Genomic DNA, 15,260 nt, shown 5'->3' with positions numbered 1-15,260 from the left:
TACTTCACTCTTTGAATCCATGCACGTTTCTTCCACCGATCTGTTGCAACGTTATCAACGCTGGCGCCGCGTGGCCGAACCGGGATTCTGGATCATGCTCACGCTGCTGCAGGCCAGCGTGAACAGCTGGCTGGTGTGGCGCGACCTGCGGCGTACCGGCGTCCATACGCCGTTCTGGGAAGTGGCCGTATGGGAATGGAGCAGCAATCTGGTCTTGCTGGCGCTGGTGCCCGTGGTCATCCTGGCGGGCCAGTACCGGCCCCTGCACCTGGTGTTCCAGCGGCAAAACCTGCGCTGGCACCTGGCCGCCTCGGTGGTGTACAGCCTGGTGCATGTGGCGGCCATGGTGGCCTTGCGCAAGCTGGCGTACTGGAGCCAGGGCGGCCACTACGATTTCGGCGCCTGGTGGCGCGAGCTGCCGTATGAATACGTAAAAGATGTGCGCACTTACTTCCTGGTCTTGCTGGCCGTGGGTTTCTACCAGTTGCTGCTGATGCGCTGGCAAGGCGAGGCAACCCTGCTGGGCGAACCGGACGAAGGGCCGGCCGTCGAGCCGGTGCAGCAGCCCGAGCGGTTCCTGGTGCGCAAGCTGGGCAAGGATTTTCTCTTGCCCGCCGGCGACATCGAATGGATACAGGCCTGGGGCAATTATGTGAATCTGCACGTGCGTGGCCATGATTACCCGCTGCGCTCGACCATGGCGGCCATCGAGCGCCGCCTGGACGGCAAACGTTTTGTGCGAGTGCACCGCAGCTACATCGTCAATCTTGCATTCGTGCAGAGCATCGTGCCGCTGGAATCCGGCGACGCGCGCGCCATGCTGTCCACCGGTGGCGAGGTGCCCGTCAGCCGGCGCTACCGCGATGCCTTGAAAAACATGTGCTAGGCGGCTTGCACGCCAGCCTTGCCGTTCTGCACGGTAAAGCGGGCCAGCGTCGCGATGGGGGAGGCGCTGTCGCGCACATTGCCCAGGCCCTGGAACAGGGTCGTGGTTTTTTCTGGCGTGATCTCCATCAACATGTAGCCGCGCTTGTCGCTGCGGCCATAGCGGATGTGCGGGTTCATCGCCACGTACTGGTCCGTGCGCGCCTGCGGGCGTGAGCTGGAGGTGATCGAGGTACCGCAAAATTCCGTGGCCAGCACGGGATTGTCCTTGCCGGCGGGGCGCATGGCATTGCGGCTCAGCTCGGACGCATAGAAAGTATGCACGTCGCCCGACAGCACCAGCGGGTTGCTGGCCTTGCTGCTGCGCAGGGCGTCGAGCAGGTGCTGGCGCGCCATTGGATAGCCATCCCAGCCATCGGTCCAGATGCGCTCATCGCCGGGGCGCGCGATGGGCACCTGGCTCGATTGCGCCATCAGGGTTTGCTGCGTCAGGATATTCCAGCGCGCGGGAGAATCATCGAGGCCGGCTTGCAGCCAGCGCTGCTGCTCCTCGCCCAGCATCGTGCGCTGTGGTTTGCGCAGGTCGGGGCAGTTGCGCGTGGTGACGGAATTCGAGCCGCCACGGCCCGGCCTGGCACACGCATGGTGGGCGCGGTATTGGCGGTCGTCCAGCACGTGGAAGCGGGCCAGCCGGCCCCAGTCATAGCGCTGGTAGATGCGCATGTCGACGAAGCCCCGCCGTCCCAGCGGCAGCAAACGCAGCGGCATGTGTTCATAAAACGCCTGATAGGCGGCCGCGCGGCGTGCGAGAAAGGTGGGCGTGAGCAGTTCGTCGCGGTCGTTGGCATAATCGTTGGCCACTTCATGGTCGTCCCACGTGACGATCCACGGCGCGGCCAGGTGCGCCCCCTGCAAGTCCCGGTCGCTCTTGTACTGCGCATAGCGGGCGCGGTAGTCGTCCAGCGTAAAACTTTCATGCGTGCGCACGGCCCGGTTCGGATGCTGCAACTGGTAGGGGCCCCACTCGTAAATGTAGTCGCCAAGAAACGCCACCAGATCGGGCGCGGCCGCGGCGATATGCCGGTGCGCCGCGTAGGCGCCAAATTCCCAGTGCTGGCACGAAGCCACGGCCAGTTTCAGCGAGGCCGGCAAGGAATCGGCGGCGGGCGCCGTGCGCGTGCGGCCCACGGGGCTGACGGCATCGCCGAATATGAAGCGGTACCAGTACCAGCGTCCGGGCGCCAGGCCGCCCACGTCGATATGCACGCTGTGGGCAAGCTCGGGCGTGGCCGTGGCTTGCCCCTTGGCGACGACGCGTCTGAAACCTTCGTCATCGGCCACTTCCCAGCGCACGGTCAGGGCGATGGCGGGCGTGGCGCTTGCCTGCAGCGGGTCGTAGCAGATGCGCGTCCACAGCACCACCGCATCGGCTAGCGGCGAGCCGGAAGCGACGCCCAGCGCGAATGGATAGCCGGTGCCATTCAGGCGCGTGGCGGCACCCGCGCTGGAACCGGACAGCACGCTGCCGGCCGCGGCCAGTGCGCCGATGCGTGCCGCACTCTGCAGGAAGATGCGGCGCTGGCTATCCATGGCGCTGTGGGCAAATGTGGAATTAAGGCGACAGCAGGGTCTCGATCGGCGGCACCTTGCGCGGCTTGCGGTCGGAGTCCGTGGCGACATAGATCAGGGTGGCTTCCGTGACTTTCACGATGCACGCCTGCAGGCGGTTGCGCTCGGCATACACTTCCACATTGACAGTGATAGAGGTATTGCCAACCTTGACGATATCGGCGTAGAACGACAGCAGATCGCCGACGAAGACAGGATTTTTGAAGACAAAGGAATTGACGGCAATGGTGGCCACGCGGCCGTTGGCGCGCCGCGTGGCGGGCAGCGAGCCGGCGATATCGACTTGCGCCATGATCCAGCCGCCGAAGACGTCGCCGTACACATTGGCGTCCGACGGGGCGGGCATCATGCGCAATTCCGGCATTTTGCCGGCGGGCAGGCCGGAGGCGAGGCAGTTATCAGGGCGGTCGGGGGAGGTGCTCATCTTTTATTCTCATGAAAGGCTACAATTGCCCCGATTGAACCATAAAAAGCCGACCTTCGCCATGCGCCGTTCCCAGACTACCCCTCCCCCTCGCTCGCCCGCTTCCGCCAGCCACAGCGATTTCGCCACCATCAAGACCTTGCTGCCGTATCTGTGGGTCTACAAATGGCGGGTGCTGCTGGCGCTGCTCTGCCTGGTGGGGGCCAAGCTGGCCAACGTCGGCGTGCCGCTGATCCTGAAAAAACTCGTCGACGCCATGACCATCACGGCCGCGCACCCGCAAGCGCTGCTGGTGCTGCCCGTCGGCTTGCTGGTGGCGTATGGCTTGCTGCGCCTGTCGACCACCTTGTTTACGGAGCTGCGCGAATTCCTGTTTGCCAGGGTCACGCAGCGCGCCGTGCGCACCATCGCCCTGCAAGTGTTCCGCCACCTGCATGCGCTGTCCCTGCGTTTCCATTTGAACCGGCAGACGGGCGGCATGACGCGCGATATCGAGCGGGGCACGCGCAGCGTCGGCTCGCTCATTTCCTACACCCTGTTCAATATCCTGCCGACCCTGGTGGAAATCACCCTGGTGCTCGGTTACCTGGTCTTGCACTACGACATCTGGTTTACCGTGATCACGGCGGTGGCGCTGGTGTCCTACATCGCGTTTACCGTGCTGGTGACGAACTGGCGCACGCATTTCCGCCGCACCATGAACGACCTCGATTCAAAAGCCAATACCAAGGCCATCGATTCGCTGATCAACTACGAAACCGTGAAATATTTCGGCAACGAGGATTACGAAGCGCAGCGCTACGATGAAGGCCTGCAGCGCTATGAGTCGGCGGCCGTGAAATCGCAGACGTCCCTGTCCCTGCTCAATACGGGCCAGTCCCTGATCATCGCTACGGCCGTCACCCTGATTTTGTGGCGCGCCACGGTGGGCGTCATCAACGGCAGCATGACCCTGGGCGACCTGGTGCTGGTGAACGCCTTCATGATCCAGCTGTACATTCCCCTCAATTTCCTGGGCGTCATCTACCGCGAAATCAAGCAAAGCCTGGCCGACATGGAGCGCCTGTTTTCCTTGTTGAACGAGAACCGCGAAATCGCCGATACACCGCAAGCCCGGCCGCTCGTCACGCGGGGCGCGGCCGTGCGTTTCGCGCACGTCGATTTCAGCTATGAAGCCAAGCGGCAAATCCTCTTCGACGTGGATTTCGAGATCCCGGCCGGCACCACCACGGCCGTGGTGGGCCACAGCGGCTCGGGCAAGTCGACCCTGTCGCGCTTGCTGTTCCGCTTCTATGAAGTCGATGGCGGCGGCATTACCATCGATGGCCAGGACTTGCGCACCGTCACGCAGGATTCCCTGCGCGCGGCCATCGGCATCGTGCCGCAGGATACCGTGCTGTTCAACGACAGCATCGAATACAACATCGCCTACGGCAAACCGGGTGCCAGCAAGGACGCCATCGTGGCGGCGGCGAAAGCGGCGTCAATCCATGACTTTATTGAAAGCTTGCCGGATGGTTATAACTCCATGGTGGGCGAGCGGGGCTTGAAGCTGTCGGGTGGTGAAAAGCAGCGCGTGGCCATCGCCCGCACCTTGCTGAAAGATCCGGCGATACTGATCTTCGATGAAGCGACCTCGGCGCTCGACTCCAAGGCCGAGCAGGCGATCCAGTCGCAGCTCAAGGAGATCGCCAGGAACCGCACCACCCTGGTGATCGCGCACCGGCTGTCGACGGTGGCCGACGCCCAGCAAATCCTGGTGCTCGACCACGGCCGCATCGTCGAGCGTGGCACGCATCCGCAATTGCTGGCCATGGATGGCCTGTATGCGCAGATGTGGCAACGCCAGCAGGCGAACATGGACGATGAGGTGGAAGAGGACGCCTTGCAGGGGCTGGCGCCAGCAAAATAAATCGGGAATGGGAAATCAGTAGGAAAAATGCTACAGGCGCGCTGATTCAGGCGCGCGTATAGCGCCTATTTGCGGGCAATCGCAGAAAACGGCTGGTCCGGCGCTGAAAATGAAATAAAATTAATTCCATTGGTGGCGTTTGCACCACAGTTGTTTCGTTCGGAATCTATCCGGTTTGTCCGCCCAGGAGAATTTATGAAATTGACCAAAATCATCGCCACACTGCTCAGCGTCGGCGTCATCAGCAGCATGGCGCCCGTCCAGGCCCAGGAATTGACAGGCACATTGGCCAAGATCAAGAAAGCCGGTTCCGTCACCCTCGGCGTGCGCGATGGCTCCGTACCCTTCTCCTACCTCGATGACAAGCAGCAATACCAGGGTTATTCGATCGACCTGTGCATGAAAGTCGTCACGGCCCTGCAAAAACATCTGGGCCTGACCGAACTGAAAGTGGTGATGAGCCCCGTCACCTCGGCCAACCGTATCCCGCTGATGGCCAACGGCACCATCGACCTCGAATGCGGCTCCACCACGAACAACCTGGAGCGCCAGCAGCAGGTGGCGTTCGCGCCCACCATGTTCGTCATCGGCAACCGCGTGCTGTCGAAAAAATCCTCGAACATCAAGACGCTGGAAGACTTGCGCGGCAAGACTTTGGTCGCCACGGCCGGCACGTCGACCATCAAGCAGATGACCATCCTGAACAAGGAAAAAAACCTGGGCATGACCATCGCCGTCGGCAAGGATCATCCTGAATCGTTCCTGATGCTGGAAACGGGCCGCGCGGTGGCCGAAGCCAATGACGATATCCTGCTGGCTTCGCAAGTGGCCAATTCGAAAAATCCGAACGACTACGAAATCACCAAGGAAGCGCTGTCCGTCGAGCCGTACGGCATCATGCTGCGCAAGGGCGACCCTGCCTTCAAGAAGGTCGTCGACGATGCCCTGATCCGCCTGTACAAGAGCGAAGACATCAACCGCATCTACGCGAAGTGGTTTACCTCGCCGATCCCGCCGAAAAACATCAACCTGAAATTCCCCATGCCGCCGCAACTGAAAGCGGTGTTCATGAACCCGACCGACTCCGGTGATCCAGCCGCCTATGCGGCCGTGCCGGAAGCGCAGAAGACATCGGACAAGCGGAAAAAATAACAAGGCTTCATCAAAACCGGGGGGCGAAAGCCTCCCGTTTCAATTGCGGGGCGGGCGCTTGGCTGGCCGCTGTCCCCAGGCTGCACGGGAAGGATGATCATGAATTACAACTGGAACTGGAACATCTTCTGGGAGATGTCGCCCGATGGTGTCGGCACGTATATGGACACCCTGTGGTCCGGTTTGATCTGGACCCTGGCCACGGCCGGCACGGCATGGATCATGGCCCTGATCCTGGGCCTGGTGATCGGCACCATCCGTACCCTGCCGAATAAATGGCTGGTCGGTGTGGCCAATGCCTACGTCGAATTGTTCCGCAACGTGCCGCTGCTGGTGCAGATGTTCCTGTGGTATTTCGTCATGCCGGAACTGCTGCCCACGGACATGGGCGCCTGGGTCAAGTCGCTGCCGAATGCGCCGTTCGTCACGGCGGTGCTGTGCCTGGGATTTTTCACCTCCTCGCGCGTGGCCGTGCAGGTCACGACCGGCATCGAGGCGCTGCCGCGCGGGCAGAAACTGGCCGGCACGGCGCTGGGCCTGACCCTGCCGCAAACCTACCGTTATATCCTGCTGCCGATGGCCGCGCGCGTCATCATGCCGCCGCTGACCAGCGAGTTCTTGAACATCATCAAGAACAGTTCCGTGGCGCTGACCATCGGCCTGATCGAACTGACGGCCAGCGCGCGCGCCATCCAGGAATTCTCGTTCCAGGTGTTCGAGGCGTTTTCGGCCGCCACCATCATCTACATCTTCGTCAATCTGCTGGTGGTGGTGCTGATGCATTTGATCGAGAAAAAGGTCGCCATCCCGGGCTTCATCGTCGCCGGCGCCAAGACGGGAGGACATTGATATGTTGGGCAATTTCGACTTTGATGTCATCTCCCGCTCATGGGTCTACCTGTTCCAGACCGGCATGGTATTTACCCTGAAACTGACGGCGCTGGCCATGGTGGGCGGCATCGTGCTGGGCACCGTGCTGGCGCTGATGCGCTTGTCCGGCAACCGCATTGTCTCCGGCGTGGCGTCGAGCTACGTCAACCTGATACGCTCGATTCCGCTGGTGCTGGTGATCTTCTGGTTCTACTTCCTGGTGCCGTACATCGCCGCCTGGATCATCGGCGCCAGCGAACCCGTGAAAGTGGGCGCGTTTTCCTCCGCGCTGATCACCTTCATCATGTTCGAGGCGGCCTACTATTGCGAGATCATGCGCAGCGGCATACAGTCGATTCCCCGCGGCCAGGTATGGGCCGGGCAGGCGCTGGGCATGAACTACCGGCAGACCATGGCCAGCATCGTGCTGCCGCAGGCGTTCCGCAACATGATCCCCGTGCTGCTGACGCAGACCATCGTGCTGTTCCAGGACGTGTCGCTCGTGTACGTGCTGTCGATCCCCGATTTCGTCGGCGCCGCCTCGAAAATCGCCCAGCGCGATGGCCGCCTGGTCGAGATGTACGTGTTTGTCGCCGTCGTGTACTTCGTGCTGTGCTATGCCTTGTCGTTCCTCGTCAAACGCCTGCAGAAACGCGTCGCCATCATTCGCTAACCGTAAAAGAAAGAACAAGATGATCGAACTGAATAACGTCAGCAAATGGTATGGCCAGTTCCAGGTACTGACCGATTGCACCACCAAGGTCGCCAAGGGCGACGTGATGGTCATTTGCGGCCCGTCCGGCTCCGGCAAGTCGACCCTGATCAAGACCGTCAACGGCCTCGAACCGATACAGCAGGGGCAGATCATCGTCGACGGCATCAGCGTCAACGATCCGAAAACGAATCTGTCGAAACTGCGCGCGCGCATCGGCATGGTGTTCCAGAATTTCGAGCTGTTCCCGCATCTGTCGATCCGCGAAAACCTCACCATTGGCCAGATCAAGGTGCTGGGACGCAGCGCCGACGAAGCCAATGCCAAGGGCCTGAAATACCTGGACCGCGTCGGTCTGCTGTCGCAGCAGGATAAATTTCCCGGCCAGCTGTCGGGCGGCCAGCAGCAAAGGGTCGCGATCGCCCGCGCGCTGTCGATGGACCCGATCGCCATGCTGTTCGACGAGCCGACATCGGCGCTCGACCCGGAGATGATCAACGAAGTGCTCGACGTGATGGTGGGCCTGGCGCAGGAAGGCATGACGATGATGGTCGTCACCCATGAAATGGGCTTTGCGAAACGCGTCGCCAACCGCATCGTCTTCATGGACCAGGGTAAGATCATCGAAGATTGCAGCAAGGATGACTTCTTCAACACTACGCGCTCGGACCGTGCGCGCGACTTCCTTGCCAAGATCATTCATTAAATTTATCTCTTGCCGAACTGGATTGACATTGAAATTGAACGTGAAAATGCTGCCTGTACTGAAAAAAATGGCTGGCACGATGCTGGCGCTGGGCATGCTCGCGCATGCGCATGCGGCTGACAAGATCGCCGTCGACATCGCCCTGAGCGACGCCACCCTGATCGACGTCGCCGCTGGCCGCGCCGTCACGGGCCAAACCGTGCTGCTCAAGGGCGACAGCATCGTCGCTGTCGTCAACGAGGCACAGCTGCGCGACTATGCGCCCAAGCAAACCATCCGCCTGCCCGGTAAATACCTGATGCCGGGCCTGTGGGATACGCACGTGCATTTTGGCGGCGGCCCTGAACTGATCGACGAGAACAAGCAGCTGCTGCCGCTGTACCTGGCGCACGGCATCACCACGGTGCGTGACTGCTCGGGCGACTTGCCCGACACGGTGCTGGCATGGCGCCAGCAGATCAACGCTGGCCAGCTGCAAGGCCCGACGATCTTTACGTCCGGCGCCAAGCTGGAAGGCATTAAGCCGCTGTGGAAGGGCACCATCGAAGTGGGCACGCCGCAGGAAGTCACGCGTGCCCTGGATGGCCTGCAGGCGCAGCAAGTGGACTTCGTGAAGATCACGGAAAATACCCTGAAGCCGGAGCTGTACCTGGAAGCCTTGCGCCAGGCGCGCGAACGGGGCATGCGCACCTCGGGCCATATCCCCGTGCAGCTGACCCTGGGGCAGATGGCCGATGCCGGCCTGGGCACGATCGAGCATCAGTCGTATCTGCTGCGCGCCGCCACGCCGCGCGAACAGGAACTGACGGCCAAGGTGGCCGCCGGCACGATGACGGGCAAGGAAGCCATGCAGGCCAGCGTGCAAAGCTACGACGAGCCGACGGCGCGCAAGGCTTTCAGCTATCTGGCCGCGCGTGGCACGGCCATCGTGCCGACCCTGTGGGGTTCGCGCGTGACGGCGTACCTGGACCGCGAAGACCACACGCACGATCCGGCCCTGCAATACATCGGCAAGGGCTTGCGCGCCACCTACGACTGGCGCGTGCAGCGCGCCGCCAAGGATGGCCCGGAAGCGATCGCCCAGCGCCACGCGCAGTTCGAGCAGTCGGCCAAGCTGCTGCCGATCCTGCAGCAGCAGGGCGTGAGCATCATCGCCGGCACGGATGCGGGTTTCCTCAATTCCTTCGACTATCCGGGCCAGGCCCTGCATGACGAAATCGGCCTGTACGTGCAGTACGGCCTGACGCCCCAGCAAGCCTTGCAGTCGGCCGTCATCAACGGCCCGCGCTTCCTGGGCAAGCTGGACCGCTATGGCAGCGTAGCCGCAGGCAAGGCGGCCGACCTGCTGGTGCTCGACGCCAATCCGCTGCAGGACATCGGCGCCACGCGCCAGATCCGCCTGGTGGTCAGCCGCGGCACCGTGTATGACCGCGCCAAGCTCGATCAAATGCTGGCCGATATCCGCGCCTGGGTGGCCAAGCAAGAGGCGGCGCCCGCCAAGTCCTGATTTTCGTCTCCCTCATGGAAAAAGCGGCCGGGTGATACCGGCCGTTTTGTTGTCAGGCGCGCAGCAAGCGCAGGCTTCCCCGGCCTGTGCTGTGGCCCCGCGGCTGGTAAAATGGCGCTATTCGCAATGACCGCCTGAGAGCAGCCGCCATGTCCACACTCGATCACACACCGCCCGCCGTTCCATCCTCCATCACCATCACGCGTCCCGACGACTGGCATTTGCACCTGCGCGATGGCGCCGTCATGGCCAGCGTGCTGCCGCACAGCGCGCGCCAGTTTGGCCGCGCCATCGTCATGCCGAACCTGAAGCCGCCTGTCACCACCACAGCCGATGCGAGCGCCTACCGCGAGCGCATCCTGGCCGCCGTGCCGGAGGGCGTTAACTTCGATCCATTGATGGTGCTGTACCTGACCAACAACACCTCGCCCGACGAAATCCGCCGCGCGCAGGACAGCGGCATCGTGCAAGCCGTGAAACTGTATCCGGCCGGCGCCACCACCAACTCCGACCTGGGCGTGACGGACCTGAAGAACTGCTACAAGGTGCTCGAAGTGATGCAGGAAGTGGGCATGCCCTTCCTCGTGCACGGCGAAGTGACGGATCCTGAAATCGATATTTTCGACCGCGAAGCCGTCTTCATCGAGCGCGTGATGCGCCCGCTGCGCAGCGCGTTCCCCGCTCTGTCGGTGGTGTTCGAGCACATCACCACCAAGGACGCGGCACAGTACGTGGCCGAAGCGGAAGGCCCGATCGCCGCCACCATCACGGCGCATCACCTGCTGTACAACCGCAACGAGATTTTCAAGGGCGGCATCCGTCCGCATTACTACTGCCTGCCTATCCTCAAGCGCGAAGAACACCGCCTGGCGCTGATGACGGCGGCGGCCAGCGGCGACGAGCGTTTCTTCCTCGGCACGGACTCCGCGCCGCACGCGCAGGGCGCCAAGGAAATGGCATGCGGCTGCGCCGGCTGCTACACGGCCCTGCATGCGATGGAAATGTATGCCGAAGCGTTTGAACGCGCCGGCGCGCTGGATAAACTGGAAGCGTTTGCCAGCTTCCACGGCCCGGCATTCTACGGCGTGCCGCGCAACACGGACACCATCACCTTGCGCCGCGAAAGCTGGACCTTGCCAGCCTCGCTGCCGCTGGGCGACAGCCATGTGATTCCGCTCAACGCGGGTGAGCAGATCAACTGGAAAATGGTGTAATCAGCGCATGCTGCCATCGATAGACTGGACCCGCCCCTGGTTTGCCACGGTGCTGCCGGCGCGGCAACAGCTGGACCTGCAGCGCGACACGGTGATTGCCGCGCTGAACGGGCGGGCGCGGGCGCTGGACTTGCGCAACCCTTCGGGCCTGCCGCTGGCCTTCGTGCCGCAAGCCGACCTGCCCGAAGGCGTGGCGTACGAAGAGTTCATAGGCGCGACGGGCGGCGTGCCCACGCGCGACAACCTGCATGATTTTTTCAATGCGCTGGTGTGGCTGACTTTCCCGCGCATCAAGCGGCAATTGAACGCCTTGCAGGCGGCGCAGATCGCCCTGTCGGGCGTGGGAAAATCACGCGGGCCGGCACGCGATGGCGCGACGATATTTGACGAAAATTCCGCCCTGCTGGTGCTGCGCGACAGCGATGCCGGACGCGCGCTGGACGCGGCCTTGCGCGGGCACGACTGGCGCGGCGCATTTATTGCGCAGCGCGAGAAATTTGGCGCTGGAGGCGACGCCGAAGTCTGGCTGTTCGGCCACGCACTGATGGAAAAACTGGTGGCCCCGCGCAAGGCCATCACGGCGCATACGCGCGTCATTTTTGCGGACGATGCCTACTTTGCGCTGGACGATGCCGCGCGGCGCGCCTGGCTTGACGCGCGCGTGGCGCAAGACCTGGTGACGCAGGGCTTGAGCACGGCCGATTTCACGCCGCTACCCGTGCTGGGCCTGCCCGGCTGGAGCGAGAACCAGGACGACGATTTCTACAACGACGCGGCGGTGTTTCGCTCGAAACGCCAGCCGTCCGCGCCACCACAATGACAGCAGGCCGCGGGTACTGCGAGAGGGACGATACATGGAAAAAGTGATACGCTGGGGCATACTCGGTACTGGAAAAATCGCCCGCGCAATGGCCATCGGCTTGCGCGACGCGCCCGGTGCGCAACTGGCGGCGGTGGCCTCGCGCAGCAGCGCCGGCGCGCACGCCTTCGGCGCCGAATTCGGTGTTGAACACTGCCATGGCTCCTACCAGGCGCTGGCCGATGATGCCGGCGTGGACGTCATCTACATCGCCACGCCGCATACCCTGCATGCGGAAAACGCCCTGATGTGCCTGGCAGCCGGCAAGCATGTCGTCTGCGAAAAGCCGTTCACCATGAATGCGCGCGAAGCGCAGGCCGTGGTCGACCTGGCGCGCGAAAAAAAGCTGTTCCTGATGGAAGCCATGTGGAGCCGTTTCCTGCCAGCCGCGCAGGAAGCCCAACGCATCATCGCCAGCGGCGAGATCGGCGTGTTGCAGCAGGTGCAGGCCGATATCGGCTTTGTCGCCAACTTCCCGCCCGAGCACCGCATGTACAATCCTGACCTCGGCGGCGGCGCGCTGCTCGACGTGGGCATCTATCCGCTGTCGATGGCGGCCTTCTTCCTCGGTCCCGTTTCCGCCGTGCAGGCGCTGGCCGAGATGGGCGCCACCGGCGTCGATGAACAGGTGGTGTTTTCGCTGCTGCACAAGGGCGGCGGCACGTCGTCGTGCGCCTGCAGCCTGCGCGCGCAAACGCCGACGGAAATGCTCATCTCCGGCAGCCTGGGACGCATCCGCCTGCCCAGCCGTTTCTACAAACCCGATCACCTGGTGGTCGAGATGATGGATGGCGAGCGCCGCGTCGTGGACGCGCCTTACCTGGGCAACGGCTACACGCATGAAGCGCTCGAGGCGATGCGCTGCATCCGCGCCGGCCTGCTGGAAAGCCCCGTCATGCCGCATGCCGACAGCGTGGCGCTGATGCACAACCTTGATACCATGCGTGGCCAGATCGGCCTCGTTTATACCGCCGACCAGGCGTAAACAGGAATCCCATGACATCGCATTCTTCCCGTCCCAGCCTGAAAACCGTCCTCATTGCCAGCGGGGTGGTGCTGACCCTGGCGATGGGCGTGCGCCATGGCCTGGGCTTCTGGATGCAGCCGATTTCGCAAGCCAACGGCTGGACACGCGAAACCTATTCGCTGGCGCTGGCCATGCAAAACCTGATGTGGGGCGTCTTTGGCCCGTTCGCCGGCATGGCCGCCGACCGCTTCGGCACCATGCGCGTCGTCATCATCGGCGCCATCAGCTATATGGCCGGCCTGGTGTGGATGGCGCTGGTGACGCAGCCTACCCTGTTCATCGTCGGCTCGGGCATCTTCATCGGCCTGGCGCTGGCCTGCACGGCGTTTGGCGCCATCAGCGGCATCATCGGCCGCAGCGCGCCGCCCGAGCAGCGCTCGTGGGCTTTCGGCATTTCATCGGCGGCCGGATCGTTCGGCCAGTTCCTCATGATGCCAGTGGAGCAGCAGCTGATTTCCGCCGTCGGCTGGCAAAACGCCTTTTATGTGCTGGCCGCGCTGGTGCTGCTGGCCATGATTCCGATGGCCTTTTACTTGCGTGAACCACCCGTTTCGCATGCCGGCGGTCCGCAGCAAAGCGTGGGCGCCGCCTTCAGCGAAGCCGTCGCCAACCGTTCCTTCTGGCTGCTGCTGGCCGGGTATTTCGTCTGCGGTTTCCAGCTGGTCTTCATCGGCGTGCACTTGCCCGCCTACCTGAAGGACCAGGGCTTGATGAATCCGAATATCGCCGTCACGGCGCTGGCGCTGATCGGCCTGTTCAACATCGTCGGCTCCTACTACGCGGGCAAACTCGGTGGCAAGATCGCCAAGCGCTATCTGCTGTCGGCCATCTACGTGGCGCGCGCGGTGGTCATCACCTTGTTCCTGCTGGCGCCCTTGTCCGCATGGTCCGTGTATTTGTTCGCCGCCGGCATGGGTGTGCTGTGGCTGTCGACGGTGCCGCTGACGAACGGCATCATCGCCGGCATCTTCGGCGTCAAGCATCTGTCGATGCTGGCCGGGATGGTATTCTTCTCGCACCAGGTGGGCAGTTTTCTCGGTGCCTGGCTGGGCGGCTACCTGTACGAGCATCAAGGCTCGTATCACGCTGTCTGGCTGATCACCATCGGCCTGGGCCTGCTGGCCGCGCTGATCAACCTGCCCATCGACGAGCGCGCCGTCAAGCGCGCGGCGGTGGCCGCGTAATGGCCCGCTGGCGCACCTGGCTGTGGCGCCTGGCTGGCGCCGCGCTGCTGGCCATCGTCTTCCTGGCCTATCTGCGCCCCGATTTCATGCTCGACCTGGCGAACCGCTTCTGGATGTGCATGTAGGCTGTGCGGGCGCAAATGTGCTGGTGGTTTGTCGGATTACGCTGGAAGTCGGATTACGCGCTACGCGCTAATCCGACCTACCCGACTTGGCGTGTGCATCTTTGCGTAGGTCGGATTAGGCCGCAGGCCGTAATCCGACAATGCCCGAAAATTGGCAAGGCCGATGTGGCTCAGGCCGCAGGCCGTAATCCGACAACACCTTGAACCCATGCGATACCGACGCGCATTCCAGCCAGGCGGCAGCTTTTTCTTCACGGTGGTGACGGCGCATCGCCGGCCTGTCCTTGCGTCGGCAACTGCCGTGGATTTGCTGCGGGATGCATTCCGCGCCGTGCGTCAGCAGCGGCCATTCGATATCGACGCCATCGTCATTCTGCCCGATCACTTGCATTGCATCTGGACCTTGCCCGACGGCGATGCCGATTTCATGACGCGCTGGCGCTTGATCAAGACGTGGTTCAGCAAGCGTAGCGATCTGAAACCTATCTGGCAGCAGCGGTATTGGGAACACGTCTTGCGCGACGAGCGCGACTTTGCCAAGCACGTCGATTACATCCATTACAACCCTGTCAAGCATGGGCTTGTGAGCAAGGTCATGGATTGGCCGCATTCCAGTTTTCACCGGTACGTGGCGTTGGGATGGTGTGCCGCGGATTGGGGCGGGGATGGTGTGGACGTGGCCGGTGTTGGGCGGGAGTGAACGAGGCCAACAATGTTGTCGGATTACGGCCTGCGGCCTAATCCGACCTTGTATTATTCCTTTCATGCCGTTCGTGATATTGCGAACGGTATCGACCGCTGTCAAAATCTTGGTAAGCATATCAAGACCGGGTAACTGGATGCCGTATCCGCCCTTAGGCTTCGAGCCAGTTTCGTAGATCTCGCACCAGTTACCCATCCTCAATGTCAAGATCGGACAGTATCTTTGGCACCGGCATGCCGGTTAGCCCGCATTCACAAGGTAGATCGCAAGAGGACCACAGCATGTTTAATTTAGGAATCGACGTTGCCAAGGCGAAGCTCGACTGCGCGCTGCGCCTGCCCAACGGAAAAC

The 15,260-nt window shown here is 62.5% G+C and carries 15 protein-coding genes; 13 read left to right on the top strand and 2 right to left on the bottom strand.

Going from position 1 to position 15,260, the window contains the following annotated elements; translation table 11 throughout:
- Positions 1-19: 19 nt before the first annotated feature.
- Complete coding sequence (locus JaAD80_RS06655) at positions 20-886, top strand: LytTR family DNA-binding domain-containing protein (RefSeq protein ID WP_102293450.1); 867 nt, start codon at positions 20-22, stop codon at positions 884-886.
- On the opposite strand, the gene JaAD80_RS06650 is transcribed toward JaAD80_RS06655, so the two are convergent.
- Both JaAD80_RS06650 and JaAD80_RS06645 read right to left on the bottom strand, forming a co-directional pair.
- Positions 883-2,475: an alkaline phosphatase gene (locus JaAD80_RS06650; protein ID WP_102293449.1), complete on the bottom strand. Its 1,593-nt coding sequence runs from the start codon at positions 2,473-2,475 to the stop codon at positions 883-885. The two genes, JaAD80_RS06655 and JaAD80_RS06650, sit on opposite strands and share 4 nt — an antisense overlap.
- 22 nt (positions 2,476-2,497) lie before the next feature.
- Complete coding sequence (locus tag JaAD80_RS06645; protein ID WP_052139932.1) at positions 2,498-2,938, bottom strand: acyl-CoA thioesterase; 441 nt, start codon at positions 2,936-2,938, stop codon at positions 2,498-2,500.
- Positions 2,939-2,999: 61 nt separating this feature from the next.
- Here JaAD80_RS06645 and JaAD80_RS06640 point away from each other — a divergent pair, with 61 nt between their 5' ends.
- The 12 genes from JaAD80_RS06640 to JaAD80_RS06590 all read left to right on the top strand — a co-directional run bounded on the left by JaAD80_RS06640 (position 3,000) and on the right by JaAD80_RS06590 (position 14,906).
- The gene (locus tag JaAD80_RS06640) at positions 3,000-4,850 is read left to right on the top strand and encodes an ABC transporter ATP-binding protein/permease (RefSeq protein ID WP_102293460.1); all 1,851 of its coding nucleotides are present in this window, start codon (positions 3,000-3,002) and stop codon (positions 4,848-4,850) included.
- 195 nt (positions 4,851-5,045) lie between these two features.
- On the top strand, positions 5,046-6,002 hold the full coding sequence (locus tag JaAD80_RS06635) for an amino acid ABC transporter substrate-binding protein (RefSeq protein ID WP_102293448.1): 957 nt from the start codon (positions 5,046-5,048) through the stop codon (positions 6,000-6,002).
- Positions 6,003-6,101: 99 nt separating this feature from the next.
- Positions 6,102-6,851: an amino acid ABC transporter permease gene (locus tag JaAD80_RS06630; RefSeq protein ID WP_102293459.1), complete on the top strand. Its 750-nt coding sequence runs from the start codon at positions 6,102-6,104 to the stop codon at positions 6,849-6,851.
- Position 6,852: 1 nt separating this feature from the next.
- Complete coding sequence (locus tag JaAD80_RS06625; protein WP_102293447.1) at positions 6,853-7,545, top strand: amino acid ABC transporter permease; 693 nt, start codon at positions 6,853-6,855, stop codon at positions 7,543-7,545.
- 19 nt (positions 7,546-7,564) lie between these two features.
- Positions 7,565-8,290, top strand: a complete 726-nt coding sequence (locus JaAD80_RS06620; protein ID WP_099376217.1) for an amino acid ABC transporter ATP-binding protein — start codon at positions 7,565-7,567, stop codon at positions 8,288-8,290.
- Between the two features lie 28 nt (positions 8,291-8,318).
- The gene (locus JaAD80_RS06615) at positions 8,319-9,797 is read left to right on the top strand and encodes an amidohydrolase family protein (RefSeq protein ID WP_258002841.1); all 1,479 of its coding nucleotides are present in this window, start codon (positions 8,319-8,321) and stop codon (positions 9,795-9,797) included.
- Positions 9,798-9,946: 149 nt separating this feature from the next.
- On the top strand, positions 9,947-11,011 hold the full coding sequence (gene pyrC, locus JaAD80_RS06610; protein ID WP_102293446.1) for a dihydroorotase: 1,065 nt from the start codon (positions 9,947-9,949) through the stop codon (positions 11,009-11,011).
- Between the two features lie 7 nt (positions 11,012-11,018).
- A complete protein-coding gene (locus JaAD80_RS06605) occupies positions 11,019-11,831 on the top strand; it encodes a DUF3025 domain-containing protein (RefSeq protein ID WP_102293445.1) in 813 nt (270 codons plus the stop codon).
- 34 nt (positions 11,832-11,865) lie between these two features.
- Complete coding sequence (locus JaAD80_RS06600; RefSeq protein ID WP_102293444.1) at positions 11,866-12,855, top strand: Gfo/Idh/MocA family protein; 990 nt, start codon at positions 11,866-11,868, stop codon at positions 12,853-12,855.
- Between the two features lie 11 nt (positions 12,856-12,866).
- Entirely contained in the window at positions 12,867-14,081 is a 1,215-nt protein-coding gene (locus JaAD80_RS06595) for an MFS transporter (protein ID WP_102293443.1), read from the top strand.
- A complete protein-coding gene (locus JaAD80_RS31380; RefSeq protein ID WP_258002840.1) occupies positions 14,081-14,206 on the top strand; it encodes a hypothetical protein in 126 nt (41 codons plus the stop codon). The genes JaAD80_RS06595 and JaAD80_RS31380 overlap by 1 nt, the downstream gene beginning before the upstream one ends.
- Before the next feature lie 208 nt (positions 14,207-14,414).
- The gene (locus JaAD80_RS06590; RefSeq protein ID WP_102293442.1) at positions 14,415-14,906 is read left to right on the top strand and encodes a transposase; all 492 of its coding nucleotides are present in this window, start codon (positions 14,415-14,417) and stop codon (positions 14,904-14,906) included.
- Positions 14,907-15,260: the final 354 nt, after the last annotated feature.

The sequence above is a fragment of the Janthinobacterium sp. AD80 genome, assembly GCF_002878455.1.
GTDB lineage: Bacteria > Pseudomonadota > Gammaproteobacteria > Burkholderiales > Burkholderiaceae_D > Janthinobacterium.
The sequence above is the reverse complement of the archived record's forward strand: the minus strand, read 5'-3'. Positions and strand labels throughout refer to the sequence as shown.